The following is a 25,534-nucleotide window of genomic DNA, read 5'->3' as shown; positions in this document are numbered from 1 at the left end:
GTGGGGAGTGCACGTCGTGCCGCAGCTCGCGTTCGCCAACAGCTTCTGGGAGAGCTACGACGTCCTCGAGAGGCCCGTAAGGGCCGGCGTGCGCAAGGCGATGCAGAAGTTCCAGCAGCTGACCGTTCCGGAACTGCAGGCGGACAAGGGGCTGCACCTGGAGTCGGTCGAGAACGCTCGGGATCCGCGTATGCGGACCATCCGCATCAACGACTTCTGGCGCGGGGTCGTCCTCGCCCCTGACGACGGCAGTGACGTGTTTCTGCTCGTCAACGTCGTTCCCCACGACGACGCGTACACCTGGGCGGCCAAGCGGCTGTACACGACGAACTCCGCGACCAGGGCGCTCGAGGTGCGCAACGTGGTGGCGATCGAGCAGCTGACCCCCCAACTGGAGAAGGCGGCGGCCGCCGCCGACTCCCTTTTGTTCGCCGCCTACTCGGACACTGTGCTGCGCGAACTCGGCATCGACGATCAGGTGCTGCGTGCCGTCCGCACCATCGTGGACAAGGCGCAGCTGGAGGCGTTCGGGACGCTGCTGCCGGAGGACCAGTTCGAGGTGTTGCAGTACCTCGCCGAAGGGTTCAGCCCGGAGGAGGTCTACCGGGATGTGGTCGCCGTGCGGCGTCCCGTCGATGCCGGTCCCGATCCGGACGAGAGCCTCGCCGTGGCGATCGCCAACACCACGAGCCGCATCACGCTGGTCACCGGCCCCGAGGAGCTCGCCGACATCCTGGAGAAGCCGTTCGCGGCCTGGCGCGTGTTCCTGCACCCCTCGCAGCGCCGGGTCGCCTACCGGGTGTCGTACGGCGGACCGGTCCAGGTCACGGGTGGTCCGGGAACCGGCAAGACGGTCGCGGCGCTGCACCGGGTGAAGCACCTGCTCAGTCGCTCGCCCGACGCCCGGGTCCTGCTGACCACCTACACCAACGCGCTGGCCGCCTCGCTGCGCGAGAACCTCTCTCTCCTGCTCGACGGGGACGAGTCGCTGCTCGCGCGCGTCGAGGTGACGACGGTCAACGCCTACGCGCACGGCATCGTGACCCGCCTCGACGGCAAGGCCCCCTCCCCCATCAACGACCGGGAGGAACGGCAGCTGTGGCAGCGGGTCGTCAAGAAGCTCGGGCTGCCGTGGACCGAGCAGTTCCTGGCGCAGGAGTACCGGCACGTGATCCTGGCCCAGGACCTGCGCAGCCTGGACGCGTACCGCGCGGCGACCCGCCGCGGCCGGGGCAGCGCACTGTCGCCGGCCAAGCGGGACCAACTGTGGCCCGCGGTCGAGCTGTTCGAGTCGTTGCTGCGCGAGCAGAAGGCCACCACGCATCTGAAGGTGTGTTCACGGGCCGCCGAGCTGTTGGCCGCCTCGACGCCGACGCACGACCACGTGGTGGTCGACGAGGCGCAGGATCTCCACCCGGCCCAGTGGCGCGTCCTGCGCGGCGCGGTGGCTCCCGGCAGCGACGACCTGTTCCTCACGGGCGACCCGCACCAGCGGATCTATGACTCCAAGGTCTCCCTCGGGTCACTGGGAATCTCGGTCACCGGGCGCACCCACCGCCTGCGCATCAATTACCGCAGCACCGAAGAGATCCTCGCGTGGTCGACGGGGATACTCAGCCCCGTGTCGGTCGACGACCTGGGCGGTGAGGGCAGTGACACGCTGGCCGGCTACCGCTCGCTGCTGCACGGCCGCAGACCGCAGGTGGACGGGTACGGCTCGGAGCAGGCAGAGGTGGCTGCCCTCGTCGAGCGCGTGGAGGGGTGGATCGCGCAGGGCATCCGTCCGTCCGAGATCGGTGTGTGCGCCCGCTTCAACGTGTTGCTCGACAAGGTCTACGACAAGTTGACCGCCGCCAGGGTGCCGGTGGTCCGGGTCCGGGACAATCCCGGGCCGGACGTCGACGGGGTGCGTCTGGCCACCATGCATGCGATGAAGGGGCTTGAGTTCCGCTGCGTCGCCGTGCTGGGAGTGACGGCAAGCGCGGTGCCGTTCGCGCGCGAGGTGACGTCGGCTTCGGTGGACGCACTCCAGCACGAGTCCGACCTGCTGCGCGAGCGGTGCCTGCTGTTCGTCGCCTGCACGCGAGCCCGGGAAGCGCTCGCGGTGTCGTGGAGCGGGACGGCCAGCTCGTTCGTACCACCGGTGAAGTGACGTAGCGGCCCTGGCACGCCTCAGAAGTGACGATTCGTCAGTCATCCGGTACCAGAGCGCCGTTACAGAGGCCGTCCCGCGCCAGCGCTGCGGCCTCCCGGCTCAGCTCCGCCAATCTCCTCGCCCGCTCCTCGAACTCCTGAAGGGCGCGGAATGCAGCCCCGTACCGCCGCTGCTCGGCGATGTCCATCTGCGGGACACGGGCCCCCTTGCCGTCGAGCCGGAAGGTACCGCTGGCGCTCGTGGAGCGGCGAGTATTGGCCGCGCTACGCAGGAAACCCTGGAGGAAGTCGGTGTCGAGCTGGTCGCTGGCCGATACCGGCTCCGGATCGCCGTACTCGACGAGCCCGGCCCGCGCGAGGTCTGCGACACTGACGGAGGAACCATCCAGGGTGCTTGGTCCGCTGCCCGCCCTCAGTGTCGGAAGGGGTCCGGTCAGGAGCCGCACGTGTTCGGCCAACTCCCTCTGAAGGGCCTGGTATTCGGCCGCGTAGTCGCGATGGGATCCCTCCACGTGGCGGCCCGGAGTCAGGTCCACCATGTCGTCGAGAAGCTCGATCAGAGAGACGTCAGCCGCTTGATCGGGCCGTGGGTCCAGCGAGCCGTCCGGATCGTTCGCGGTCAGATCGACCATGCGCACACTGGTGGCGGCGTCACGGGGTGACTGCGGGCGGCGCAGGTGCCAGAGATGCACAGGCAGTGAGTGCGACACCGCCGAGCCCGGCGGCAACGCGGTGACCTGGGTGAGGATCCCGCGGCGCACGAGTTCCCCGCGGATGCGGCGGCCCGCCTTGCGGTAGGCGACCGAGGCGGGCATGACCATGAGGACGCGGCCACCGGGTGCGGTGTGTGCGTAGGCGTGCTGCAACCAGGCCAGCTCTCCCTCGGCGCGCGAGGGCGTGCCGAGCTCCCAGCGGGAGTCGAGGAGCAGTTCCTCACGCCCCCAGTCGGTGTCACCGACGGGCGGATCGCACACCACCAAATCCGCCTTGAGGTCCGTCCATTGGTCGTCGCGCAGGGAGTCACCGGTGACGATGTCGACGCGAGTACGTCCGGTGAGATCGGCTCGCAGCTGCGCGAACCTGGCGCTACGGACGTCGGACTCCTGCCCGCACCGCCTCGGCCCCCGCTGGGGGCCCACCGCGAGCAGTAGGGTGCCTATACCGCACGCCGGGTCGAAGAGCGTCGCATCCACCTCCACCTCACCGGCGAAGTGCCGCACGGCGCGGACGATCCGCGCTGAGGTGACCTGGTCCGATCCCGCCCTGCGCACGGACTCGGTGAAGCGCTCGGCCAGGGCGTTCACCACCTCCCCCGCCGAACTGCTCTCGACCAGGCCGCGCACCACTCGAACGGCATCCTCGGGCAGCGCGTCCGGGGCTGCCCTCTCCGGGGCGGCGACGAGCTGCGCCACATCAGCGACGCCGGCGATCATCTCATCGCCGTATGCACTGCGCAGGGCCTGCCACAGTTGAACCTCCTCCGAGAGGGCCCGCCCCTTGCGCTGCTTGTCCAGCCACGCCTGTACCTCGGACAGGTCGAAGAGCGGGCTGTTCGCGCCGCCACCGGCCGGCGCCGGGAAGTCGTCGTACCGCCGCCTCCAGTTCGAGACCGCGGCCCGCGTGACGCCCGCGAGCCGCGCGATCTCGGAGCCGGTGACCAAGGGGCTGCCCGAGGCGGCGGGTGTGTCTGCCATGCGAGACACCGTACACAGGCCAGCGCCAGCCCTTCAATGAAAGATTCGTTGACGGCGTAAACGAATAGTGTGATTCTTATCCGTTTACGTGTCCAGCGCGCTTGTCCCGCACTTATGCCCGCCCATGCGTCTCCTGCGACCGCCGTGACAGCGCGTCGATGACCGCCGCCGCGAACAGGACCCCGCCGGTGACCACGAACTGGACGGCGACCGGGATGCCCGTGATCGCCATGCCGGAGGAGATCGACTGGATGATCAGGGCGCCGAGCACCGCGGACCAGGTCGTACCGCGTCCGCCGAACAGGCTGGTGCCGCCGATGACCGCGGCCGCGATGGCGTTCAGGAGCAGGACGCCCGAGCCGGAGGACTGGCTCACCGAGGTGATCCGTGAGGCGAGGAACAGGCCGCCGATCGCGGCCATCGTGCCCGAGACGGCGAGCACCGCCGTCTGCACCCGCACCACGCTGAGACTGGCACGGCGGGCCGCCTCGATGCCGCCGCCGAGGGCGTAGACCTGTCGTCCGTAGGGCGTGCCGCGCAGGAGGATGTCGAGGCCGGCCACCACGACGAGGAAGATCAGGAGGGCCAGCGGCAGGCCCTGGAACCGGTTGAGTACGTAGGCGGCGGCGAACGCGACCACCGCGAGCACGCCCGTCCGCACCCCGATCTCCCCGAGTGAGCGGTGCGGCAGGTCCAGGGCCCGGCGGCGGCGCCTGTCGTGGTAGGAGATGAGGAAGAGCAGGCCGGCACCGAGCGCCGCCAGACCGTAGGCGACTCCGTTGTGGTGGAAGTAGTAGCTGGTCAGCGTGGCGACGAGGCCGTTCTCGTCGAGGTCGATGGTGCCGGTGCTGCCGAGGATGTAGAGCATGAGGCCGTTCCAGGTCAGCAGCCCCGCCAGGGTGACGACGAACGCGGGCACGCGCGTCCTCGCGACGGAGAAGCCCTGGATGGTGCCCGCGGCGGTGCCCGCGAGTACGGCGATGATGACGGCGAGCCATTCCGGCATGCCGTTGTTCACGTTGAGCACGGCGAAGACCGCCGCCGCCAGTCCGCTGATCGAGCCGACGGACAGGTCGAGCTCGCCGATCAGCAGCACGAAGACGATGCCGACGGCGATCAGTCCCGTGCCCACGATGTCCACGCTGAGATTGGACAGGTTGCGTGGCGAGAGGAAGTTCTGGTTGAGGGACTGGAAGATGATCCATACCGCGGCCAGGACCATGATGACCGGGAGCGAGCCCAGTTCGCCGGCGATGAACCGGCGCCGGGACGCGGCGGCCCAGCCCTCCACGACACGGACGGTCCTCCGCCCGGGCTGCGGCCGGCGGGGGGCGGCGGGGGCGGTCCGCGTGTCGTCTTCCCTCTTGCGGCTCTCTTTCACCACTCCACCTCCCGATGGGCCATCCGAGGGGGAATGTTCTCCGTGGCTCCGGTGATGGAGGAGATGATCTCTTCCTGCGACGCGGTGTTCACGTTGAAGAAGCCGTTGTTGTGGCCCAGTCGCAGTACCGCCGCCCGGTCCGCGAGGGCTTTGACGTCGGCCATGTTGTGGCTGATGAGCAGGACCCCCATGCCGCGGTCACGCAGTTGGTCGACGAGTTCCAGTACCTCGGCGGTCTGCTGGAAGCCCAGGGATGCGGTGGGCTCGTCCAGGAGGAGGAGCCGCGGGTCGCCGAGGAGCGAGCGGGCGACGGCGACCATCTGCCGCTGGCCGCTCGAGAGGGAGACCACCGGGGAGCGCAGATCGGCCAGGCCCGTCGCCAGGCGCTTGAGCAGGTCCCGGGTGCGGCGTTCCATCTCCACCTCGTCGAGGAACCCGAACCTGCGGATCTCACGGCCGAGGAACAGGTTGCCGACGACGTCGAGGTTCCCGCACAGGGCGAGGTCCTGGTAGACGGTGGCGATGCCGAGTTCACGGGCGTCGTGGGGACGCCTGATCTGCACCGCCCGGCCCTCCCACTCGATGAGGCCCGCGTCCGCGGGCGCGACACCCGAGATCACCTTGACCAGGGTGGACTTGCCGGCCCCGTTGTCGCCCAGCAGCGCCACGACCTCGCCGGCCCGTACCTCCAGCTCGATGTCGGTGAGGACCTGAACGACACCGAAGCGCTTGCAGACGCCGTGCAGTGCCAGCAGGGGTGGAGCCGGCACGGAAACCATCTCCTTCCCGGGCCCGGCCGTGGTGGACCGGCCTATCCGGTGAGTCCGTCCTTCTCGCAGGCCGCCTTGAGTCGGAGTGTGCAGATCTGCTGAACCGTGTACACGCCGCCTTTCACGAGGGTGTCCTTGATGGTGTCGGCGGTCACCGACACCGGGGTGAGCAGGATGGCCGGGACCTCCTTCCCGCCGCGGGGGCTCACCTTGCCGGTGGCGATGCGGGCGAGGTTCTCGCCGCGGGCGGCGGCAACGGCCATGGCGGCACCGGCGGCGGCCTCGGGCTGGAAGGGCTTCCAGACCGTCATGTACTGCTCGCCGCTGACGATGCGCCGGACGGCTCCGAGGTCGGCGTCCTGGCCGGTGACAGGGGGCAGCGGGCTGATCTTGTTGGCTCGGAGGGAGGCGATGATGCCGGCGGCGAGGGCGTCGTTCGCGGAGTAGACGCCGTCGATGGCGCCGGCGCCGAGGTCGGCGATGGCTCCCGACATGTTCGCGTTGGCGAGGTCGGACCGCCACATGGGCGTGTCGTACATCTTGTCGATCTCGACCTTGCCCCTGAGTACGGAGAGGGCTCCCTCCTTGAACGCGACCGCGTTGGGGTCGGTGGGGTCACCGTTGATCATGACGATCCGGTCGCCGCGCGCTCTCTGGGCCATGGCCTTCAGCAGCGCGGTGCCCTGGAGCCTGCCGACCTCCTGACCGTCGAAGGAGACGTAACCCGAGATCGGGCCCTCGGAGAGGCGGTCGTAGGCGATGACCGGGATACCTGCCTCGCGGGTCTTCCTGACCGCGGCGCTGAGCGCCCTGGCGTCGACCGCCACGAGGACCACCGCATCGACCTGTCTGGTGATCATCGAGTCCACCTGCTGCTGCTGGGTGGCCACATCGCCCCTGGCATTGGCGCTCTGGACCGTGCACTCGTGGCACAGTTCCTTGATCTTCTTCTCCAGCAGTGGCCTGTCGTCCGTCTCCCAGCGGGTCGTGATGGCATCGGGCATGAGCAGGCCGATGCTCGGGCCGCTGCCGCCGCCGAGCTCGTTCCCGGCGCTCTGTCCACAGGCCGTGAGGGCAACGGCCACCGACACTGCGGCCACAGCGATGACGGCGTTCCGTATGCAGGTCTTCATGCGAGAGACCTCCCTGGGCCCTCCACCGGGGCGCGGCCCGACCAGGTCCTCGGATCAGGGCGGCCACGGCCCGGCGGGTGCCGCGCGCCCCGGGTCCGGGGTCGTCGGCCCGGCGGGGGCACGCGTGGTCACGGCCGTGCCGTTCGGCGGCCCGTGCCCTCGGCGCCGTGGCCGGCGGGCACCGGCACCTCCCGCGCTGCGCGTGGCGACCACCCGGCCTCCTCACCGTGCCACGCGTACCGGCGGGCGGGGGCCTGCCGGAAGGCGGAGACGGCGGCGCTGCGGGCGCCGTGCGCCATACGTCCGCGATGCGTCAGCCGGGCGCCGTACGTCCGCAACGTGCCGCCCAGGAGTGACAACACGGCCACGTCGTCAGTGTGGCATCGGCCAGGGCGACCTGCGAGCGCAACGGGTCCGTGGGAGTGCCCCGGCCCGGCCGGGGCTCCCCGCCGTCACCGAACGGCCCGCCGCCGACGGCATCCCCTGCGGTGGCCATCGGCGTCGGCACCGGCTGCGAGAACGGCGCCGTGCGGCGGTGTCGCGCACCCCCTCTGTGGAACCCGGCCCGCTGAGCCATCCCGTACGCCGTCTGGAGGCCGCGTGTCCCGCACACCCGAAGCCGTGTACTCCCGCATCCGCCGCGAGGTGGCCGACCGGGCCGACGTCCTGTGGGACGTCGCCCTGGCGTTGCACGCCGACCCCGAGTACGCCTTCGCCGAACACCACGCGGCGGCCCTGCTGACCGGCGAGCTGGAGCGAACTCGTGAGTGATCCATGGTCCTTTCCCCTTCCGCGAATTCCCCGCCGCTCCGCCGTCCCAAGGCGCCGGTGTTCGGCCGTGGACCGGGTTCCATACCGGGCGGCTGCCGGGGCGCAGGTGTCCGTCGCCGTTGCCGGTCACCGGGACCCTGGAGTCAGTCGCGGCCGCGGAGGCTGGCCTCCTCGAGGTCGAGTTCGCGCTGGATCCGGCGCCGGGTGGCGTTGCTGATCTTGTTGGCTTCGTAGAGGCGCTGGAGCTCGGCCGCTTCGATGGTGATGAGGGTCCGGCGTATCTCCCGGTAGGCGTCGGCAGGACGGGCGTCCGGGTCGCCGAAGTCGGCGTCCTCGGCCTGGTGGATGCGCGCTTCCAGATGGCGGCGGGCCTGTTTCACGGCGGCCTCGGCGGCCGCACCCAGTTCGGCGAGCTGGTCCAGGTCGCCGAGTTGTCTGAGCTCTTCGAGAGCGGCGTGGGCGATGCGCCGGCGGGTCCGGGCCTCCTCGCGGGCCGTGTGTTCCGGTTCCAGAGCGATGCCGGAGCGGCGGACGACCGGGGCGAGGGTGAAGCCCTGGACGACGAGAGTGAGCGCGACGGTCCCGGTGGTGAGCGTGAGGATGAGCGACCGGTGCGGCAGCGGCGCACCCGTGTCGGTGACCAGCGGGATGGAGAGCGCGGCGGCCAGCGGCATGACGCCTCGGGTGCCCGCCCAGGACAGGACGGCGGGAACGCGCCAGGACAGACGACGGTCGCTCCCGGCGCGCCGGCGCTGCATGAAGGCGGACAGCGGGAAGGCCCACAGCAGGCGGATCGCCAGCACGGTGAAGGCGATCACGGGCACCCACAACGGCCAGCCGTGCTCGTCGTGCGCGAGGTGACGGACGGCGAAGGGGAGCTGCAGCCCGATCAGGGCGAAGACGACGCTCTCCAGCAGGAAGGCCACGGTGTCGTAGACCGCGTGGACCTGGAGGCGGATGGGGGCGTTGCTGAGCTTGTGCCCGGTGCTGCCGAGGACGACCCCGGACACGATGACGGCGGTCACGCCGGAGGTGTGCGACTGCTCCGCGATGACGTACGAGGCGTACGGGGTGACCAGTGCGATGACGGTGTCCAGCATGGGGTCCTCGGTCCGTCGGCGGATGAGGGTGACCACCGCGGCGACCGCCGCGCCGATGAGGGCCCCTCCGCCCGCGAGGATCAGGAACTGCTCGACCGTGCCGGGCACGCTGACGGCGCTGCCGGACACCGCGGTGGCCACGGCGACCTTGTACAGGACCAGGGACGTCGCGTCGTTGAACAGGCTTTCCGCCTGCACCATGGCCTGCACCCGCGGGGGGAGGGACAGGCGCCGGCCCAGCGCGGTCACGGCGACGGGGTCGGTGCTGGCCAGGACGGAGCCGAGGATGAACGCCGTGGCGGCGGTCAGCGGAGTGATCGCCCGGGCGACGTACCCGACGGCGACGGCCGAGGCGAGGACCAGACCGAAGACCAGGCCGGTCACGGGCCGCCATACGGTGCGCAGGTCGCGCAGGGAGATCTCCCCGGCCGAGGCGAACAGCAGCGGCGGCAGCACCAGCACGTTGATCACGTGGGGCGCCGGGCGGACCTCGGGAACCCAGGGCATCAGTCCGACGACCAGACCGGCGACCACGAGGAGGGAGGGGGCGGGCAGGCTCCAGCGCCGGGCACCGGTCGCCACGGCTGTGGCCAGGACCACGAGCAGCAGGACGACGGTCAGGCCGGTCATGGAGCGTCCCCGGTGGGTTACGGCTTGTTACCCCCTCTGACCAGAGGCTTTACCAACGTAACCGACCTATGGCGGTGACGCAGCCGACGGGGCCGCGACCGCCGGTCGACCCGGACGGCGGCTGCGACCGGCGCAGGACCGCTGGGCCGGCGGTCCTGCGCCGGGTGCGCTCCGACGCCGTCATACCTCCGACGCCGTCTGCGACGCCGTCATACCGACCGGCGCGGGATTCCCGATGGTTCCGGCCCGGGCGCCGGACCCTTCAGTTGACGCGGACGATCTTCCAGAGCCGGTCGTCGACGCTCACGTCGTTCCACTGGATGACGGATGCACCGTTGGCCGTGGAGGACTGTGCCACCCCGGCCACCAGGCCGCTGCCCGCGTTGACGAGCGTGTAGTAGCCGCCGCCTGCGCCGGTCAGGGTCCACGTCTGGGAGTTGCCGCCGGGGGAGGTGTTCTGGACGACGGCTGCGCCGGCGGAGGTGGAGGAGACGGCATCCTGTCGTCCATCGAGCGCCAGAAGAAGACGATCTCCGCGTCCTCATGAGCACCGACCCGGAACCAGGCCAGACGTCGGGCGTCGGAGGGCGGGTCAGTCGCCGAATCTCAGGGGGCGCAGGGCAGCGGCACCGGCCCGCATCACCGCGGACACCGGTGACCCTGCCCACCGCACGAGGTCGCGCGGCAAGCCGGCGTCGAGTTCGATGGTCACCCGGACGTATCGGGTCTGCAGCCGGGTGACCTTGACGGGGCGCGGTGCGGCGGCGTCCGGTTCGCGCTGCAGTGCGGCTCGATAGGTGTCCTTGCGCTGGTTCATGCCGTGTCCTGTCGCTTGATGAGTTCCTCTGCGAGGTCCATGTACGCCGAGCCTTTGGCCTTCACCGGACTGCCGAACGACTGGGCATACAGGTCGAGTCGCGGGATGTGGGTGGACAACACGTCGAATCCGCGTTCGGTGAGAGCTTCGCGGGCGTCGGCGTCGGGGCCGGTCCGCGTGGCGTCGGCGCGATTCGTCCGGTTCAGCAGAACGGCGGCGCGGGCCGGCTCGACACGCAGGGACTGCACGTCGTTCATCTCGCGGCCGATGGGCGCCATGCGGTCGAGCTCGATGGGAGCCGGAGTCACCGGCAGGATCCACTCGCTCGCGTACCTCATGATGCTCCGGGTGATGTGCGCGTGGTCCTCCAGCTGCGGGGCGTCGAACACGACGGCCCGCCGGTCGCCGAGGAAGTCGTTCACGCGCCGGTGCACGTCGCCCACCGGAAGCGCGACCACGGGAAACGGGAAGCCGCCCGCCAGTTCGCTCCAGCGCAGCGCGGAGGAGGCGGCGTCACTGTCGACCAGCAGCGGCGGGACGCCCGACTCGTGAAGTGCGTGGGCCAACCAGACCGCGCTCGTCGTCTTTCCCACTCCGGGCTTCAGGTTCACAAAGGCGTAGCTCAGCGACACAGGAGTCAACGTACGGTCGCGCACGGCCGGCGGCCGCCGGCTCGGGGCGCACGGTGCCGTCATTCACCCCGGGGCGCCGGTGAATCATTCGTATGGGCCAGCCGGGCCGGCCCGCACGGTCCGGTGTGGCCGTCCGAGCCGGCTTCACCCCGCGTGACCAGCGCGATGTGGTGCCGACTCGCGCAGCGGCCCGACGACGGATGTCAGCCCGTCACGGCGGACTTCCGGCCGGACGGGGTGACGGCGTACCACTCCTTGTCCTTCCCCTGACCGTTCATCTGCCCGGCCCTGGTGTCGCCGATGTACCGGTACAGCGGCCAGCCGGCCAGGGTGAGCTGCTTCATGCCCTTGCGGTGGACCGTGCCGAGGAGGCTCTTCTCGATCCCCGTGGCCTGGACGGAGTCCTGCACGATGACGGGCACCCACGTCTTGGTGCACGCACCGGCGCACGTCCACTTGGAGGGGGACGCCTGGTCCTTGTCGTAGCGGTAGAGCGTCATCCCCTTGTCGTCGGTGACCACGCTGCCCGTTCCCTTCATCGCCCGGGCGATCACCCCGGTGGTCGTGGCCGGGTGTCCGCTCGCGGCGTCGCCCCCGGCGGCCGGTGCGGAGGTCGCGGGACCCGACACCGCCGGGACGACCGGGGCGGCGCTGCCAGGGCTCGTGCCGGACGCGTTGTCGTTCGAGGAGCCGCACGCCCCCAGCAGGAGCGCGGAGGCGAGCCCTACGGCCGAGGCGAGGACGATGCGTTGCGGGATCACGGAGTTGCCCTTCATCGAGAGTCGCGTCTGCTTGCCCCCTCAATACGTCGGGTGACTCCGGGCCTCTCAGCCGCCGAGGTCACATGACGCAGTCTTGACCAACGCCGTGCTCGCCCGGCGGAAGGGGGCCCACGCCGGCCGCGCGCCACGCGAACGCCGGTCCACCTGCGCGGGAAAGGCCCGTTCAAGGATGGCAAAGTGATGGTCGGCAGGCGGTGTTGCCGGGGAGGATGGTCGCCATGACGGATGAAGGCTCCTCCATCGACCCGACCAGGCCCAGCATCGCCCGCGTCTACGACTACCTGCTCGGCGGCAAGGACAACTACGCCGTGGACCGGGAGATCGGTGACGTGTTCAAACGTGACCTTCCTGGTTCGGTGGCGATCGCCTTCGCCAACCGCGCAGCACTGATCCGGGCGGTCGGGGAGATCGCGACGACCACCGGCGTACGGCAGTTCATCGACCTGGGCAGCGGGCTGCCGACCGCCGACAACGTCCACCAGGTCGCGCAGCGGCACGCCCCGGAGTCCCGGGTCGTGTACGTCGACATCGACCCCCAAGTGCTGGTCCACGGGCGTGCGCTGCTCGAGGAGAACGACCGGACCCGGGTCGTCGCGGCCGATGTGCGCAACCCCGAGGACGTCCGCAACCATCCGGACACCCTGGAACTGATCGACTTCGATCGTCCCGTCGCCGTCATGTTCAGCGCGATCCTCCACCACGTCAACGACGAGGAGGACCCGGCCGGCATCGTCCGTTACTGGCGCGACCACGTGCCCTCGGGGAGCTACTTCTTCGTCAGCCACTTCCGGTCCGGCAACAATCCGGAGACGGCGGAGGCCGAAAGAGTCCTCCAGCAGACGTTCGGCCGCGGCCGGTGGCGCACCGACGAGGAGATCGAATCCCTGCTGGACGGCCTGGAGCTCCTGGATCCCGGGATCGTCCCCGCGTCCCTGTGGCGTCCTGACGTGGTCGACAGTCCGTGGAACGGCAGCGGTGAACGGGAACTCACCGTCTGGGAGCGTCTCATCGCCGCCGGGCTGGCCCGGAAAGCTTAGGGTTCGGCGACGCACCGCCTGGGTCCCCTCCGCGCCGTCCTCACGCCCTGTTCCGGCGCAAGCCGCGAAATACCGGCGCGTGGGTCGCCCCCACCTGCCGCGTGTGCCCGAGCGGCCGGGCATAGACTCGAACAGCCGTGCCCTCGGTCAGGGCGCGCGGCGGGAGGTTGGTGTCCATGAGCGGGGAATGGACGGGGGCCGGGCTGCCTCCGGTGGCAGCCGCACGCATCGCGGAGGTGCGGAGCAGCGGTACGTGGTCCTCGGCGCTGTCCACCGGTGAGTTCGCCGCACTGCGCGCCGTGGGGTTCGAGCCGGTGGGCCAGGTCATGGGCTCGGCCGTCTACCACGTGGGCCGCAACGGCCGGTACTGGGGCTACCACGACTGCCTTTACGGGGGCATACAGTACGCCTTCAGCGGCGCCCCCGCGCCCGTCGCCGTTTCCGGACGCGGCGCCCCGTCCGCCGGGCTCGTGAAGGTGCTCGACCAGGCGCGTCGCTCGGCCCTCGAGCGGATGACCGCGGAGTGCTCGGCCCTCGGCGGCGACGGCGTCGTCGCGGCAGAGTTGACGGTGGCGCCCTTCGTGGCGCAGCCCAACTGCCTGGAGTTCAAGGTGATCGGGACCGCCGTGCGCGCGGCCGGAACGGTACGGGCGCCGCAGCCGTTCACCTGTCACCTGGACGGCCAGGGGTTCGCGAAGCTGGTGACCGCGGGATGGGTGCCGGTGGAGCTGCTGTACGGGATGTCCATCGGCGTACGCCACGACGACTACCGCACCCGCAGGCAGGCGCGCTCGTGGAGCAACACGGAGGTCGGCGGCTGGAGCGAGCTCGTGCAGGCGGTGCGCGCCGACGCACGCGCGCACCTGCGGGCGCAGAGCGGGCGGCGGGGCGGAGACGGCGTGATCCTCTCCGCGGGCGGCCTGCGCATCTGGGGTGAGCCCTGCTGGCGCAGCAGTAACAACGACCAGAAGGACCATGTGGCCGAGGCGACGCTGGTGGGCACCACCGTCGCCCGCTTCACGGCGCGCGAGGTGCGGCCCCGGACGCTCACCGTGATGCCGCTCGACCCGGGACGACGTCGGCGGACCATGCGCCGCACCACCACCGACCTGCGATGAGGGGAACCCGTTCATGACCGTCTTCGATCCCGCCGAGGGCACTGCCGACGGCGCATCCGCACAGGGCGTGCCGGCCGACGCGATGCGGCGGCTGGCCGAACTGCAGCCGGGCAAGCCGGGTTCGATCTTCACCAGTGACCTGTCGGTCAACGAGTTCCTGCTGGTACGCGAGGCGGGATTCCGGCCCATCGGGCTGGTACTGGGCAGCTCCATCTACCACGTGGGCATCCAGCTCGGCCGCTGGGGCAGGAACCAGGAGCTGACCACGCTCAGCCAGGCGATGTACCACGCGCGGGAGCTGGCGATGACCCGCATGGAAGCGGAGGCGGCCCAGCTCGGCGCGGACGGCATCGTCGGCGTGCGGCTCAGCGTCGAGGCGCGTGAATTCGGCAGCGACATCGCGGAGTTCATCGCGGTCGGCACCGCCGTCAAGGCCGAGCACCCGGCGCCGGGCGGCAACGGCGGTAGCTGGCGCAACCTCAAGGGCCAGCCGTTCACCTCCGACCTCAACGGCCAGGACTTCTGGACCCTCATCCGCGCCGGATACGCGCCGCTGGGCATGGTGATGGGCACCTGCGTGTACCACATCGCGCACCAGCGGGTGGGCCAGATGTTCTCCAACCTCGGCAGGAACGTGGAGATCGAGCAGTTCACGCAGGCGCTGTACGACGCGCGGGAGCTGGCGATGGAGCGGATGCAGCGCGAAGCCGAGGAGCTGCAGGCGGAGGGCATCGTCGGCGTGCAGCTCAACTCGCACAACCATCGCTGGGGCGGTCACACCACCGAGTTCTTCGCGATCGGCACGGCCGTGCGGCCGCTGCGCGAGGACCACGTCATCGAGCGCCCGACGATAGTGCTCAGCCTGGACGGCTGAGCACCGCTCCAGCAGACCCGGTGCAACCACACATCACGAGAGGCCCGCGATGACCTCGCCACACGACCCCGCCCCGTTCGAGCCCGGCGGGGAGACGGACTCCGTCGAACTGCTGGCGGCCGCGCTGCGCAGGGACGCCGCCGACCTGGACGTCTACGCCCAGGTGCTCACCGGGACACTCTCACAGGCGCTGCCGCCGGATTCCGTCGCCGTGCGGCGCAAGCGGGGCATGGCCGACCGGCTCGCGGGGCGCGACGGCCGCGTCGAGCGGGTCGAGGTCTTCCTCGGCGAGCAGCGTCTGGTGCTCGACCTGGCGGGCGGGCAACCGAGGGGGGAGGTGTGCAAGGAGGTCCGCGGCGTGGTGCTCTCGCGGCGCCCGGTGCCGCTCGACGAGTGGGTGCGGGAGCTCGCGGGTGCGATCGCGGCCCGTGCACGGTCCGACGCACGGGCACGGGCGGCGCTGGAGCGGCTGCTGCTCGGCGAGTAACGGCGCCGCCTCGCCGGGCGGTTCCGTCACCGGGAACGAGTGCGCTTACTCCGAGCACGGCCGATCCGCACACCCGCTCGATGACCGTCGCTTGACTGGTTTCCACCCCCATGCGCCGTTACCCACCGGGTACGGGTGATCGTGGTCCGTGACGGCACCCGTGAGACGGGGCGACTTGGGGAGGGATCGTGATCAGAGTGCTTCTGGTCCATGAAAACCGTCTGCTGCGGTCGGCGCTGGCGGCGCTGTTAGGGCAGGACAGCGGGTTGGAAGTCGCCACATCCGGTTGGGGGGATGCGGTCTCGGAGGCCCGCTCGCTGAGGCCCCAGGTGTGTGTGCTGGACGTGGACACGCCCGCCGCCCCGGGCGCCGCGCACGGGCCGGAGTCGGCCGAGCTGGCCGGCCTGGCCGCGCTGTCCGACGGCTCGCGCGGTCCCGGCCTGCTGGTGCTGGCCGGCCCCGGCAGACCGGGCCTGCTGCGCCGGATGTGGCGGGCGCGCCCGCTGGGCTTCGTCAACAAGGACGCGGCGCCGGACGCGCTGCTCGGGGCCATCCGGCGGGTCGCCAAGGGGGAACGTTTCGTCGACAGCTCGCTCGGCCACGACTTCCTGCGGGCCGCCGAGATACCGCTCACCCCGCGGGAGCTCAGCGTGCTGTCACTGGCCGCCGAGGGCGCGTCCATCCCGGAGATCGCGCGCAGTCTGCACCTGTGCAACGGCACGGTGCGCAATTACATGGCCGCCATCACCCGCAAGACCGGGGGCCGCAACCGGGTCGACGCCATCCGCATCTCCCACGGCGCCGGGTGGCTGTGAACCGTCGTCCCACGCACCGACCAGGTCGCGGTAGAGCGCTGACCGGCGCAGCAGTTCCTCGTGGGTGCCATCGACCGCCCGCACGCCGTCCAGCAGGAGCACCCGGTCCGCCCGGCGCGCGGAGCTGATGCGGTGTGCGACCACCACCAGGGTGCCCCCTGGCCTGGCGGCGAAGGCCCGCTCGACGCGCGCCTCGGCCGCCGGGTCCAGGTGGCAGGTGGCCTCGTCCAGCAGGGCGACCGGCGCGGGGCTGAGCCAGGCGCGGGCCAGGGCGATGAGCTGCCGCTCCCCGGCGGACAGCCCTGCCGGATCCAGCTCGGCGTCCCAGCCGCCCAGCCGGGCCGCCAGCTCGGCGATGCCCAGGGCCTCGGTCGCCGCCCGCAGTTCGGTGTCGGTGGCGGGCGCGGCGGACGGGCGCAGATAGCCGAGGTTGGCGCGCAGCGTCCCGGTGAAGACATAGGCCTCCTGGGGGATGAGTACCCGCAGTGCGGCCTGCCGGGCCGGTTCGCTTCCGGCCACCGCCACGCCGTGCACCCGCACCTGCCCGGCCTGCGGCGCCAGCGTCCCGGCCACCAGCCCGGCGAGCGTGGACTTGCCGACTCCGCTGGGCCCCACCACGGCCAGCCACTCGCCGGACGCCACGGTCAGGTCGAGGCCGTCCACCACGGGCCGGGCACCCGCGCCGTGGGCGAACGTCACCCCCCGCAGTTCCACGGCCGGTGCCCGCCGGGGCACCGGCGCCGCCGGCCGTCCCGGGGACGGCGGCGGTGCGGGGCCGGAGGCCGCGGTCAGGCGGTCGACGACGACGGTGAGCCGGGTGCCCGCCCCGGCGAAGCCGTGCACCAGCGCCTGCAACGCCGGGGAGAGCGACTGCGTCAGGTAGGTCAGCGCGCCCAGCAGGTCACCGGCGGTCACGCCGCGGGCCGACAGCCAGGGCGCGGCGACCAGCAGGAGCACCACGGGCAGCCGGCTGCCGACCGCCAGGGCGACGATCCGCAACGTGCCCCACCGCGCGAGCGCTCGGGCGGCCCGGTATTCGGCGGCGATCCGCTCCTCGGCCCGCCGCCCGGCCCGGTCCTCCGCCCCGCAGGCCACCACGTCGCGCAGCCCGGTGGCGGTGGCGTGCAGCTCGTCGGCCAGCTCCTCGCCCGCGGCGAGGAACGCGCGCTGCCGGGTCGCCATGGGACGCAGCGACACCGCGAACACCGCGAGCCCCGCCACCAGCGGCACCCCCACCACGGGCAGCAGGGCGGGCGACAGGGACACGAGACCCGCCAGCGCCCCAGCGGCGGTGAACACGAACGACCGGGCCACCATCACCAGTCCGGCGAAGCTCTCCCGGGCGATCTCGACCTGTTGGGTGAGCCGTGCGACGGCGCCGGAGGCCGCCGTGCCGAGGGCACCGTGCACCACCCGTCGTACCAGGGCGTCCCGCAACGGCTCGGCGAGCGCGGCGACGCCCGCGTAGGAGCGCCCGGTGCCGAAGGCGCCGAGCAGGATGCCGGCCGCGCCCACGCCCAGCCAGCCCAGACCGACGCCCGGCCGCCCGGCGAGGAAACCCGCGTCCACGGCGCGGGCCAGCGCATAGCCGCCGAGGAAGGTCTGCCCTGTCTCCAGAAGCGACCACAAGGCGAGCGCCACCAGCACCGAGGTCCGCCGCCGCAGGAACCGCAGCCCGTGCCGCACCAGGCGGTGGCGGGGGCTGTCCGGTCCGGTGAGGCGCCGCCCGGCCGCGGGGGGCACCGTGCGGGCGGCCCGAACGGCGTCGGGACGCACTGCGAGAGCCGTCCGCACGCGGGCACGCGGCCTCATCCGTCCTCCTCGGCGAAGGCCGCCCGGTACTCCGGCAGCCGCCACAGCTCCCGGTGCGGCGCGAGTGCCCTGACGCGCCCGCGGTCGAGCCAGGCCACGGTGTCGGCGCGGGCGGCGGTGGCCGCACGGTGTGCGACGACCAGGCGGGTGCGGCCGTCGGTGTGGTGCATCAGGATGCCGGTGACGTGCCGTTCGGTGACGGTGTCGAGGCTGGAGGTGGCGTCGTCCAGGATGAGCAGCCTGCCGCCGTGGGCGAAGGCGCGTGCCAGGCCGAGGCGTTGGGCCTCGCCGCCGGACAGCGGGGCGCCGGTCAGGGGCGTGCGGTAACCGTCGGGCAGGAGGTTGACGAAGCCGTCCGCGCGGGCCGCCCGGGCCGCGGCGGTGACGCGGTCCGGGTCGGCTCCGGGGGTGGCGTAGCCGATGGCGTCGGCGATCGTCTCACCGAAGAGCGCGGGCCGTTCGAAGGCGTAGCCGATCCCGGCGCGCAGCGCGGCCCGGTCGAGTTCGTCCAGCGGCACGCCGTCGAGGGTGACCACGCCGCGGTCCGGATCGGCCAGCCGGCCGGCCACCGCGGCGAGCAGGGATTTGCCGGATCCCGAGCGCCCGACCACGGCGAGCGACGTGCCGCCGGGCACCACCAAGTCCAGTTCGTGCAGCACGGTTTCACCGCCGCGCGCCACGGTCACACCGCGCAGCTCCAGTCGGCCCGGGCCCGCGGGCAGCCGCCGGCTGCCATACGCGACGGGGGGCAGATCGAGCAGGGCGCCGGTGCGGGCGGCCGCGGTCCGGGCCCGGACCAGGGCGTCCAGCCGGCTGACGATCACACCGATGCCGGCGGCGAGCACGGCGTAGCGGGAGGCGGCGAGCAGGTCGCCGACGCTGAGGCGGCCCGCGGCCAGCCGTAGCCCGCCCACTGCGACCACCGTGGCCTGCAGCAGCGGGACGAGCGCGGACGCCTGCGCGGTGGCCCGGCCCTGGATGCGCCACATGCGGTGGCCCTGGCGGCTCAGTTCCGGCAGGGCGCGCAGGATGCGGGCGCTCTCGCGGGCCTGTGTTCCGGCAGCGGCAATGGTGCGGGCGCCGCCGACGGCTTCCGCGAGTGGTCCCGCGATGGCCGCCTGGGCCTGTTGGTAGCGGGCGGCACAGTCGGTGCCGGCCCGGGTGAAGGCGCGCAGCAGCGCGACGAGCAGCGGAGCGCCGAGCAGGAAGACACCCATCAGCCACGGGTCGGTCAGGCCCAGGGCGACGACGGCGCCGACCGGAGTGGCGAGCGCGGCGAGCAGACCGGCGGCCGAGGTGGGCGCGGTGCCGGCGGCTGCCGCGTTGCCGGTGCAGCGGGCCACCACGTCGCCGACGGTGAACCGTTCGGCGGTGGCGGGGCCGGCGGCGAGGACACGGTGGATCAGCCGGCGGCGCAGCCAGGCCGTGGTGCGGGCGTCGGTGGTGCCGGTCAGCCAGGTCTGGAGCGCGTCGCAGAGGGCGACGGCGGCCAGCAGGCAGCCGCAGAGCAGCGTCCAGCGCGCGGTGGTCGAACGGTCCTGGTGGGCGAGCAGCAGGTCGAGGGTGCGGCCGAGCGCGGCGGGCAGGATCAGCGCGGCGGCCGAGCCGCAGACGGTGACGGCGCACAGCGCGGCGGCCGGCAAGGCGCTGTGCCGCATCGCGGACGGCCCGCTGGTCTTCGTCATGCACACCTTCCTGCCGAAGCCTGCTGAAGCTCCCGAAGCCTGCTGAAGCTTCCGAAGCCTGCCGGAGCCCGCTGGAGTCGTGGGGTCGAAGAGGTGTGTCCCGGGCGGCTCACGGCCGCCCGGGACGTTTCAGCGCCGGCCCGTCAGGGCCGCACGGAGCGTCAGAGACAGAGCGTGACGCTGGCGACGCTGTTGCACAGCGTCAGGCTGATCTCGCTGCCGCCGCCGTGCAGTTCGTCCTCCTGCGGCTCCGGGGTCTCCATGATCTGCAGGTCGAGAAGGGACATGATCGTTTCCTTTCCTTCCGGGTCCTCGTGGGGACGGGGATGGTTGGTCACGACTCCGGGTGCGGAGCCGGCTCGTGGTCCCGCGGCCGTGGCGGCGGGAGGAAGGGGAGCCCGACGGGCTCCGGGTGGAGGGCCGCGCCGGCGGCGAGCAGACAGCCCGCCGTGCCGGTGGCCAGGTCGTGGGACAGCCGCATCATCTGGTCGCCGGGGAACGCCAGTCCGCCGCCGTGGCGCATGGCGTACCAGTCGAGGGCGGCGAGCTGGACCGGCAGTTCCGCGGCCGGGCCGTCGCCGGGCGTGGTGGTGCGGGCCAGGTGCAGCACCATGCCGGCCCGGCCGCGGAACAGGCCCGGCTGCGCGTAGAAGCGGGAACAGGCGGCCGGCAGGATGGCGGCCCGGGCGGTTTCGAACTCCGGGTCGTCGCGGTGTGCGAGGTAGTCGTCGAGCACCATGGCGATGCCGACGCTGCCCGCACCGGTGTACGGCAGGGTGCGGGTGCGGTCGTCGACGACGAGGGTGCCGTCCGGACGGTGCACACAGCGAGCCAGGTCGGTGCGGAGCGCGGTGGCGGCGGCGTCCAGCAGCGCCGGGTCACCGGTGCGTTCGTGGTGCCGGATGAACAGCAGGGCCGCCCCGGTGGCGCCGTGCAGCAGTCCGGTGCGGTCCGGCGGTGCGGCGGCCAGCCGGCGGACGGTCAGCCGCACCACCTCCTCCGCTCGTTCCCGGAGCGTCGCGTCGTGCCGCGCGAGATGGCCCAGGACGAGGCCGACGCCGGCCAGCCCGCCGTGCAGACCGGTGCCGAGCCGGTCCCACTTCTCGCGCAGCACCCGTGCGGTGATCTCCAGCGCGGCCTCGGTGCGGCCCAGGACGTCCAGCACGTACGCCGCACCGAGCAGCCCGTCGTACAGACCGGGCGGGGTGCCGCGCGGCGGGTCGGCGGCATGCCGCAGCAGCCACTGCTCGCCTTCCTCGTACCGGCCGGCGCCGGTGACGGCAAGGGCGTACAGCACCCCGGCCGCGCCGTGCGCGATGCCGAGGCCGCCGCCGTCACCGAACTGTGCGATGTCGCCCGGGAAGAGCCGGTCGTCGCGTTCCGGGGTGGCGGCGGCGAGGATGGCGGCGGCCATCGCGTCCCGGCTGCGCGGCCAGTCCGCCGCCTGAGGCGGGTCCGCGGGCGGTGCCGCGACGGATGGCCGCCCCTCGATCTCCGCGACGGCCTCGGCCAGCCACTGGCGGGGCACGTCCGGGAAGTGGTCCTGAACCAGCGCGGCGAGGTGGGCCGCCTTGCCGCGGTCGATCGCCAGCAGCGTCGTCAGCGGAAGGAACAGCGCGAGCCGCAGGCATGCCAGGGCGTACCGGTCGATGGCGAAGCCGGTGCGGTCGGGCGGTGCCACGAAACCGGGATGCGCGACGGTCTGGCGGGCGCCGTCCTCGGCCGGGGCCGCGGCCTCGAAGTCCAGCAGCGCCACCGACTTCTCGTCGGGCGCGACCATGATGTTGAACATGTGCAGATCGCCGATGACCACGCCGCGCCCGTGTACGGCGGCGACGGCCTCCTCGACCGCCCGGTGCAGCCGCAGCGCCCATCGGGTGTAGCCGGCCACGGCCTCCGGGTCGGGATGCGAGGCGATCAGCGGGTGCCGTTCGGCGAAGAACGCGTTGAGGGTGCGGCCGGGCAGGAAGTCCATGACCAGGAACCGGTGCCCGCCGATGTCGAGCCAGTCCCGCACCGCGGGCACGACGTCCAGGCCGGCCAGCCGTTCCAGGGCGGCCTTCTCCCGTTCGAGACGGGTGACCGCGTCGGCGCCGTCCGCCGCGAGCCCGGCGTACGGGCGGGCCTCCTTGAGGACCACCTGGTCGCCGGTGCGGGTGTCGGTGCCGGCGTAGACCCCGCCGCCGTTGGAGAAGTGCAGCGCCCGCTCGATGCGGTAGGGCAGGTCGGTGACGGTCGTGGCGGCGCGCGCGGCGAGCTGGGGTTCGAGGAAGGCCGGCAGCCGCACCCAGGACGGCACGTGGAACACCGGGTCGCGGCGATCCGGTATCAGCCGGCCTCGGTCGTCCTCGACGGCCGGCACCAGCGCACCGGTGGCGTCGGCGCAGTAGCGCGGCGCGAAGGCGCCGTAGCGCACGTACAGTGGGCCGTCGTTCCAGCGCAGGTCGGTGAGGATGTACGGACCCGGCTCGCCGGCCAGCATCTCGTCCAGTTCGCGCAGCACGGTGTGCAGCTGTTCCTCGTCGTCCGGGTAGACGGTGGCGAACTTGCCGCTGCCGCCGCGGTCGGCGTACTTGGAGTTGCGCAGGAACAGTTCGCGGGCACTGGGCACGAACTTGAACGGGATGCCGCGCGGCACGCAGTAGTCCCACAGCTTGGCGGCGGTCTTCTCGGCGTTGTCGAGGCACGCCGAGACGTGGATCTTCCATCCCTGGGCGGGCCCGGGGACACCGGACGGCCTCAGGTGCAGCCAGTCCCCCTTGCGGCTGCGCCGCCAGCCCTCGGGGGCCGGGCGCAGGGCCGGTTCGAACTCCTGCGGGCCGGCGTGCTCGCGGACGGCCGCCGTCCGCTCGGGGGTCTCGTAGAAGTGCCGGTCGGCGAGACAGAACACCTCGTACCGCTTGTCCATGCCACCCCTTCGTCCGGCGTGTCCGACGGGAGCGAGATTGTCACGCGCGGCAGGAGCCCGACAGTCACCTTTGTCATGAACCGGCAGTGAGAAATGCATGGTTGGCGTCACCGCGGAGGCTTTGGCCGCGCTCGCAACGGTCGACCGCCGGGCGATGACCCCGCCGCCCCCCAGCGCTCCTCCGCCCGCACGGCCCGCCCCTCAGATACATCCCATGTAAAGTGCGATCACCGAAGCGCTTCGCCGAGCATCCGGGCAGCGGGTTACGACAACTTGCGTTGCATTACGAGAATTTGCGTCGCAACTATGGACACGGACATCGCGGATATTGGTTAATTCATCCCACGTCTGGGGGTGGAGCGTAAAGGGGAGCAAGGCTCCCGAGGAGCCCCGGACCCACCGGCCGAGCCGCGCCGCCGCTCTGCTCGAGGTCGCCGACTCCGGGCGGACTTCCGACGATCGAACAGGAGAAACCACGTTGCCCGAATCCCTCTCGCGCAGATCGGTTCTCGTTGGTACGGCGGCCATGACGGTGGCCGCCGCGGTCGGCTCCTTCGCGGTGGCGGCACCCGCGTACGCGGCGACCACCACCCCGCTGCCGCTTGCCCCCTTGCGGATCCCGAAGACCGACATGGGCGTCGAGCAGCAGCCGGACTCCAAGGTCCAGTGGCTGCAGGACGCCAAGCTGGGCATGTTCATCCACTGGGGTGTCTACTCGGGCCCCGCCAAGGGCGAGTGGTGGATGCACAACGCGCCCGTCACGCCCTCCGACTACCAGAAATACGTCACCGACGCCACGAGTGAGCAGTTCACCGCGGACGCCTACGACCCGGCGGCCTGGGCGCAGTTGGCGAAGGACTTCGGAGCGAGGTACGTGACGCTGACCACGCGTCACCACGACGGTTTCGCCCTGTGGCCGCTGAAGCACCCCAATGGCTGGAACTCCGGCCAGGCACCCCTGAGCCGGGACTTCGTCAAGGACTACGTCGCTGCGGTGCGGGCGGCGGGGCTGAAGGTGGGCCTGTACTACTCGCCGATCAACTGGCGCTACCCCGGCTACTACGACGTGTACGGCACCGACTGCGCGCCCAACCCCTGGAACTACACCACCGACCCCGCGCACAAGGAGAACGCGCGGATCATGAAGACCGAGGTGTACGAGTCCGTCAAGGAACTCGTCACCCAGTACGGCGTCATCGACGACCTGTGGTGGGACGGAGGCTGGCTGGCGGAGCAGGGCGGCGACGCCGACGCGGCGTTCTTCTGGGAGCCCGGCCGGTACCGGGACACCGCCAACCAGTGGCCGGTGGACTCCGCCTACGGCGAGACCGACAGCAGTGGCAAGCCGCTGGGCCTGATGGGCATGGTGCGCGCCCACCAGCCCGACATCGTGGCCACCTCGCGTTCCGGCTGGATGGGCGACTACGCCAGCGAGGAGGGGTCCTCGGTCCCGAGCGGAGCCATCCGCACCGGCAAGGTCACCGAGAAGGTCTTCAGCCTCGGCACCACCTGGGGCTACAACTCCGACGGCAAGGTCATGAGTTACAGCACCGCCATGAACCTTCTGGTCAACTCCTGGATCCGGAACATGACGGTGATGGTCAACGTCGGCCCGGACCGGCACGGCACGGTGCCCGCGGGCCAGGCGAGCCTGCTGCGCCAGATCGGCTCCTTCATGACCACCTATGGCCGGGCGATCTACGCGACCCGCGGCGGCCCGTGGAACCCCGTGGACGGCCAGTACGGCTACACCTACAAGGACGACACCTTCTACGTGCACCTGCTGCCCGGCTACAGCGGCACCTCGTTCACCACCCCGCCGGTCGGGGACGCCCAGGTCACGCGGGTCTTCGAGGTGCGCTCCGGGGCCGACCTCGCGTACTCGGCCGGCAGCGACGGCCGGGTCACCATCACCGGCATCGACCGCACCACCCACCCCCAGGACAGCGTCGTCGGCGTCACGCTGGACCGGTCCGTACAGCCTGCCGACATCGCCGCCGGCAGGACGGTGACGGCCGACAGCGAGGAGTCGTCCAAGGGCAACACCGCGGCGAAGGCGGTCGACGGGTCCACCTCCACGCGCTGGTGCGCGAATGACGGCGGCACCGGGCACTGGCTCAAGGTCGACCTCGGCGCGACCCGCTCGCTGACGGGCACCCGTATCGCCTGGGAGCTGGACAAGACCAACTACCGGTACAGGATCGAGGGTTCCACGGACAACAGCACGTGGACCACTCTCGCCGACAACACCGCCACCACCAGCACCAGCCAGGTCCAGGTGGCCGTGTTCCGGGCCCAGGCCCGGTACGTCCGTGTCACCGTCACCGGACTGCCTTCCGGTGCGTGGGCGTCCATCCGCACCCTGGAGGTCTACGACCGGCCCTTCTCCGCTGACCTGGGCGTCTACAAACTGGTCAACCGAGCCAGCGGCAAGGTGATGGACGTCAGCGACTCCTCGACGGCCGACGGCGCCTCGCTCATCCAGTGGCCCTGGAACGGCGGGGCCAACCAGCAGTGGAACCTCGTGCCGAACGCCGACGGCTCCTACCGGCTGGTCAACGGCCGCAGCGGCAAGGTCCTGGAGAGCCCCGGGGCATCCGCCCAGGGCGCGAGCCTGGACCAGTGGACCGACAACGGCGGCGACAACCAGTGGTGGAAGCTGGTCCCCTCCCCCACCGGCGGCTACCACCGGCTCGTCAACGTCCGTACCGGATGGTGCGCCGACGTGGCGAACGCCTCGACCGCCGACGGGGCCAAGGTCATCCAGTGGCCCACGACAGGCGGCGCCAACCAGGACTGGCAGCTCGTCGCCCTCTGAACGGACCACCGAGGGGGCGGAACCCAACGCGGTCCAGCCCCCCCCCGTACCTTCCCCCGGGCCCTTGTTTTCTGCGCCCCCCACCCCAAACGCACCCAAACCAACACCGCCCCATT

At 71.8% G+C, this 25,534-nt stretch carries 21 protein-coding genes and 1 pseudogene; 8 read left to right on the top strand and 14 right to left on the bottom strand.

Annotation, left to right across the window (positions count from 1 at the left end):
• The first annotated feature begins 16 nt into the window (after positions 1 to 16).
• Entirely contained in the window at positions 17 to 2,152 is a 2,136-nt protein-coding gene (locus ACZ4SW_RS28145; RefSeq protein WP_468251196.1) for a UvrD-helicase domain-containing protein, read from the top strand.
• A 37-nt stretch (positions 2,153 to 2,189) separates the two neighbouring features.
• Here the strand turns inward: ACZ4SW_RS28145 and ACZ4SW_RS28140 are convergent, their stop codons facing one another.
• From ACZ4SW_RS28140 to ACZ4SW_RS28120, 5 genes are all read right to left on the bottom strand, one after another.
• The gene (locus tag ACZ4SW_RS28140) at positions 2,190 to 3,848 is read right to left on the bottom strand and encodes an N-6 DNA methylase (RefSeq protein WP_468251194.1); all 1,659 of its coding nucleotides are present in this window, start codon (positions 3,846 to 3,848) and stop codon (positions 2,190 to 2,192) included.
• Positions 3,849 to 3,960: 112 nt separating this feature from the next.
• Positions 3,961 to 5,232: a sugar ABC transporter permease gene (locus tag ACZ4SW_RS28135; protein WP_468251192.1), complete on the bottom strand. Its 1,272-nt coding sequence runs from the start codon at positions 5,230 to 5,232 to the stop codon at positions 3,961 to 3,963.
• The gene (locus tag ACZ4SW_RS28130; RefSeq protein ID WP_468251190.1) at positions 5,226 to 6,008 is read right to left on the bottom strand and encodes an ATP-binding cassette domain-containing protein; all 783 of its coding nucleotides are present in this window, start codon (positions 6,006 to 6,008) and stop codon (positions 5,226 to 5,228) included. Before ACZ4SW_RS28130 ends, ACZ4SW_RS28135 begins: the two co-directional genes overlap by 7 nt.
• A gap of 32 nt (positions 6,009 to 6,040) precedes the next feature.
• Positions 6,041 to 7,132: a sugar ABC transporter substrate-binding protein gene (locus ACZ4SW_RS28125; protein WP_468251188.1), complete on the bottom strand. Its 1,092-nt coding sequence runs from the start codon at positions 7,130 to 7,132 to the stop codon at positions 6,041 to 6,043.
• A gap of 128 nt (positions 7,133 to 7,260) precedes the next feature.
• Positions 7,261 to 7,500 (bottom strand): hypothetical protein, encoded by a 240-nt coding sequence (locus ACZ4SW_RS28120; RefSeq protein WP_468251186.1) that lies wholly within the window; start codon positions 7,498 to 7,500, stop codon positions 7,261 to 7,263.
• A gap of 232 nt (positions 7,501 to 7,732) precedes the next feature.
• Here ACZ4SW_RS28120 and ACZ4SW_RS28115 point away from each other — a divergent pair, with 232 nt between their 5' ends.
• The gene (locus ACZ4SW_RS28115) at positions 7,733 to 7,903 is read left to right on the top strand and encodes a hypothetical protein (RefSeq protein ID WP_468251184.1); all 171 of its coding nucleotides are present in this window, start codon (positions 7,733 to 7,735) and stop codon (positions 7,901 to 7,903) included.
• Between the two features lie 143 nt (positions 7,904 to 8,046).
• Here ACZ4SW_RS28115 and ACZ4SW_RS28110 read toward each other — a convergent pair whose 3' ends face one another.
• The 5 genes from ACZ4SW_RS28110 to ACZ4SW_RS28090 form a co-directional block, all read right to left on the bottom strand.
• Positions 8,047 to 9,633 carry a Na+/H+ antiporter gene (locus tag ACZ4SW_RS28110; RefSeq protein ID WP_468251182.1) on the bottom strand — a complete coding sequence of 529 codons (1,587 nt, stop codon included), beginning with the start codon at positions 9,631 to 9,633 and terminating at the stop codon, positions 8,047 to 8,049.
• A 262-nt stretch (positions 9,634 to 9,895) separates the two neighbouring features.
• Positions 9,896 to 10,153, bottom strand: a complete 258-nt coding sequence (locus tag ACZ4SW_RS28105; protein ID WP_468251253.1) for an RICIN domain-containing protein — start codon at positions 10,151 to 10,153, stop codon at positions 9,896 to 9,898.
• A gap of 72 nt (positions 10,154 to 10,225) precedes the next feature.
• Entirely contained in the window at positions 10,226 to 10,450 is a 225-nt protein-coding gene (locus ACZ4SW_RS28100; protein WP_468251180.1) for a hypothetical protein, read from the bottom strand.
• Positions 10,447 to 11,082 (bottom strand): nucleotide-binding protein, encoded by a 636-nt coding sequence (locus ACZ4SW_RS28095; RefSeq protein WP_468251178.1) that lies wholly within the window; start codon positions 11,080 to 11,082, stop codon positions 10,447 to 10,449. The genes ACZ4SW_RS28100 and ACZ4SW_RS28095 overlap by 4 nt, the downstream gene beginning before the upstream one ends.
• Positions 11,083 to 11,285: 203 nt before the next feature.
• A complete protein-coding gene (locus ACZ4SW_RS28090; protein ID WP_468251176.1) occupies positions 11,286 to 11,858 on the bottom strand; it encodes a hypothetical protein in 573 nt (190 codons plus the stop codon).
• 224 nt (positions 11,859 to 12,082) lie between these two features.
• On the opposite strand from ACZ4SW_RS28090, the gene ACZ4SW_RS28085 reads away from it, so the two are divergent.
• The 5 genes and pseudogenes from ACZ4SW_RS28085 to ACZ4SW_RS28065 all read left to right on the top strand — a co-directional run.
• Positions 12,083 to 12,901, top strand: coding sequence for an SAM-dependent methyltransferase (locus ACZ4SW_RS28085; RefSeq protein ID WP_468251174.1), 819 nt, complete (start codon positions 12,083 to 12,085; stop codon positions 12,899 to 12,901).
• Positions 12,902 to 13,077: 176 nt separating this feature from the next.
• Positions 13,078 to 14,019: a heavy metal-binding domain-containing protein gene (locus ACZ4SW_RS28080; RefSeq protein WP_468251172.1), complete on the top strand. Its 942-nt coding sequence runs from the start codon at positions 13,078 to 13,080 to the stop codon at positions 14,017 to 14,019.
• A gap of 13 nt (positions 14,020 to 14,032) precedes the next feature.
• Entirely contained in the window at positions 14,033 to 14,893 is an 861-nt protein-coding gene (locus ACZ4SW_RS28075) for a heavy metal-binding domain-containing protein (protein ID WP_468251170.1), read from the top strand.
• Positions 14,894 to 14,942: 49 nt separating this feature from the next.
• Entirely contained in the window at positions 14,943 to 15,380 is a 438-nt protein-coding gene (locus ACZ4SW_RS28070; RefSeq protein WP_468251168.1) for a hypothetical protein, read from the top strand.
• Positions 15,381 to 15,865: 485 nt separating this feature from the next.
• Positions 15,866 to 16,111 (top strand): annotated as a pseudogene (locus ACZ4SW_RS28065) (response regulator transcription factor); the annotation flags it as partial.
• Here the strand turns inward: ACZ4SW_RS28065 and ACZ4SW_RS28060 are convergent.
• The 4 genes from ACZ4SW_RS28060 to lanKC form a co-directional block, all read right to left on the bottom strand.
• On the bottom strand, positions 16,037 to 18,007 hold the full coding sequence (locus ACZ4SW_RS28060) for an ABC transporter ATP-binding protein (RefSeq protein ID WP_468251166.1): 1,971 nt from the start codon (positions 18,005 to 18,007) through the stop codon (positions 16,037 to 16,039). The pseudogene ACZ4SW_RS28065 and the gene ACZ4SW_RS28060 sit on opposite strands and share 75 nt — an antisense overlap.
• Positions 18,004 to 19,692, bottom strand: coding sequence for an ABC transporter transmembrane domain-containing protein (locus tag ACZ4SW_RS28055; protein ID WP_468251164.1), 1,689 nt, complete (start codon positions 19,690 to 19,692; stop codon positions 18,004 to 18,006). Before ACZ4SW_RS28055 ends, ACZ4SW_RS28060 begins: the two co-directional genes overlap by 4 nt.
• Before the next feature lie 161 nt (positions 19,693 to 19,853).
• Positions 19,854 to 19,979, bottom strand: coding sequence for a SapB/AmfS family lanthipeptide (locus ACZ4SW_RS28050; RefSeq protein WP_468251162.1), 126 nt, complete (start codon positions 19,977 to 19,979; stop codon positions 19,854 to 19,856).
• A gap of 47 nt (positions 19,980 to 20,026) precedes the next feature.
• Positions 20,027 to 22,600, bottom strand: a complete 2,574-nt coding sequence (gene lanKC, locus ACZ4SW_RS28045) for a class III lanthionine synthetase LanKC (RefSeq protein WP_468251160.1) — start codon at positions 22,598 to 22,600, stop codon at positions 20,027 to 20,029.
• A gap of 526 nt (positions 22,601 to 23,126) precedes the next feature.
• Here lanKC and ACZ4SW_RS28040 point away from each other — a divergent pair.
• Positions 23,127 to 25,418 (top strand): alpha-L-fucosidase, encoded by a 2,292-nt coding sequence (locus tag ACZ4SW_RS28040; RefSeq protein ID WP_468251158.1) that lies wholly within the window; start codon positions 23,127 to 23,129, stop codon positions 25,416 to 25,418.
• Positions 25,419 to 25,534: the final 116 nt, after the last annotated feature.

It is taken from the genome of Streptomyces sp. NPDC028331 (genome assembly GCF_055565775.1).
This window is presented reverse-complemented; position numbering and strand designations above follow the sequence as displayed.

Bases quoted from the DNA above. Each gene is read 5' to 3' on its own strand.
- ACZ4SW_RS28055 (WP_468251164.1), bottom strand. From the start codon at position 19,692: ATGACGAAGACCAGCGGGCCGTCCGCGATGCGGCACAGCGCCTTGCCG.
- ACZ4SW_RS28140 (WP_468251194.1), bottom strand. From the start codon at position 3,848: ATGGCAGACACACCCGCCGCCTCGGGCAGCCCCTTGGTCACCGGCTCC.
- ACZ4SW_RS28125 (WP_468251188.1), bottom strand. From the start codon at position 7,132: ATGAAGACCTGCATACGGAACGCCGTCATCGCTGTGGCCGCAGTGTCG.
- ACZ4SW_RS28080 (WP_468251172.1), top strand. From the start codon at position 13,078: ATGAGCGGGGAATGGACGGGGGCCGGGCTGCCTCCGGTGGCAGCCGCA.
- ACZ4SW_RS28110 (WP_468251182.1), bottom strand. From the start codon at position 9,633: ATGACCGGCCTGACCGTCGTCCTGCTGCTCGTGGTCCTGGCCACAGCC.
- ACZ4SW_RS28090 (WP_468251176.1), bottom strand. From the start codon at position 11,858: ATGAAGGGCAACTCCGTGATCCCGCAACGCATCGTCCTCGCCTCGGCC.
- ACZ4SW_RS28085 (WP_468251174.1), top strand. From the start codon at position 12,083: ATGACGGATGAAGGCTCCTCCATCGACCCGACCAGGCCCAGCATCGCC.
- ACZ4SW_RS28075 (WP_468251170.1), top strand. From the start codon at position 14,033: ATGACCGTCTTCGATCCCGCCGAGGGCACTGCCGACGGCGCATCCGCA.
- ACZ4SW_RS28060 (WP_468251166.1), bottom strand. From the start codon at position 18,007: ATGAGGCCGCGTGCCCGCGTGCGGACGGCTCTCGCAGTGCGTCCCGAC.
- ACZ4SW_RS28040 (WP_468251158.1), top strand. From the start codon at position 23,127: ATGACGGTGGCCGCCGCGGTCGGCTCCTTCGCGGTGGCGGCACCCGCG.
- lanKC (WP_468251160.1), bottom strand. From the start codon at position 22,600: ATGGACAAGCGGTACGAGGTGTTCTGTCTCGCCGACCGGCACTTCTAC.
- ACZ4SW_RS28130 (WP_468251190.1), bottom strand. From the start codon at position 6,008: ATGGTTTCCGTGCCGGCTCCACCCCTGCTGGCACTGCACGGCGTCTGC.
- ACZ4SW_RS28070 (WP_468251168.1), top strand. From the start codon at position 14,943: ATGACCTCGCCACACGACCCCGCCCCGTTCGAGCCCGGCGGGGAGACG.
- ACZ4SW_RS28100 (WP_468251180.1), bottom strand. From the start codon at position 10,450: ATGAACCAGCGCAAGGACACCTATCGAGCCGCACTGCAGCGCGAACCG.
- ACZ4SW_RS28050 (WP_468251162.1), bottom strand. From the start codon at position 19,979: ATGTCCCTTCTCGACCTGCAGATCATGGAGACCCCGGAGCCGCAGGAG.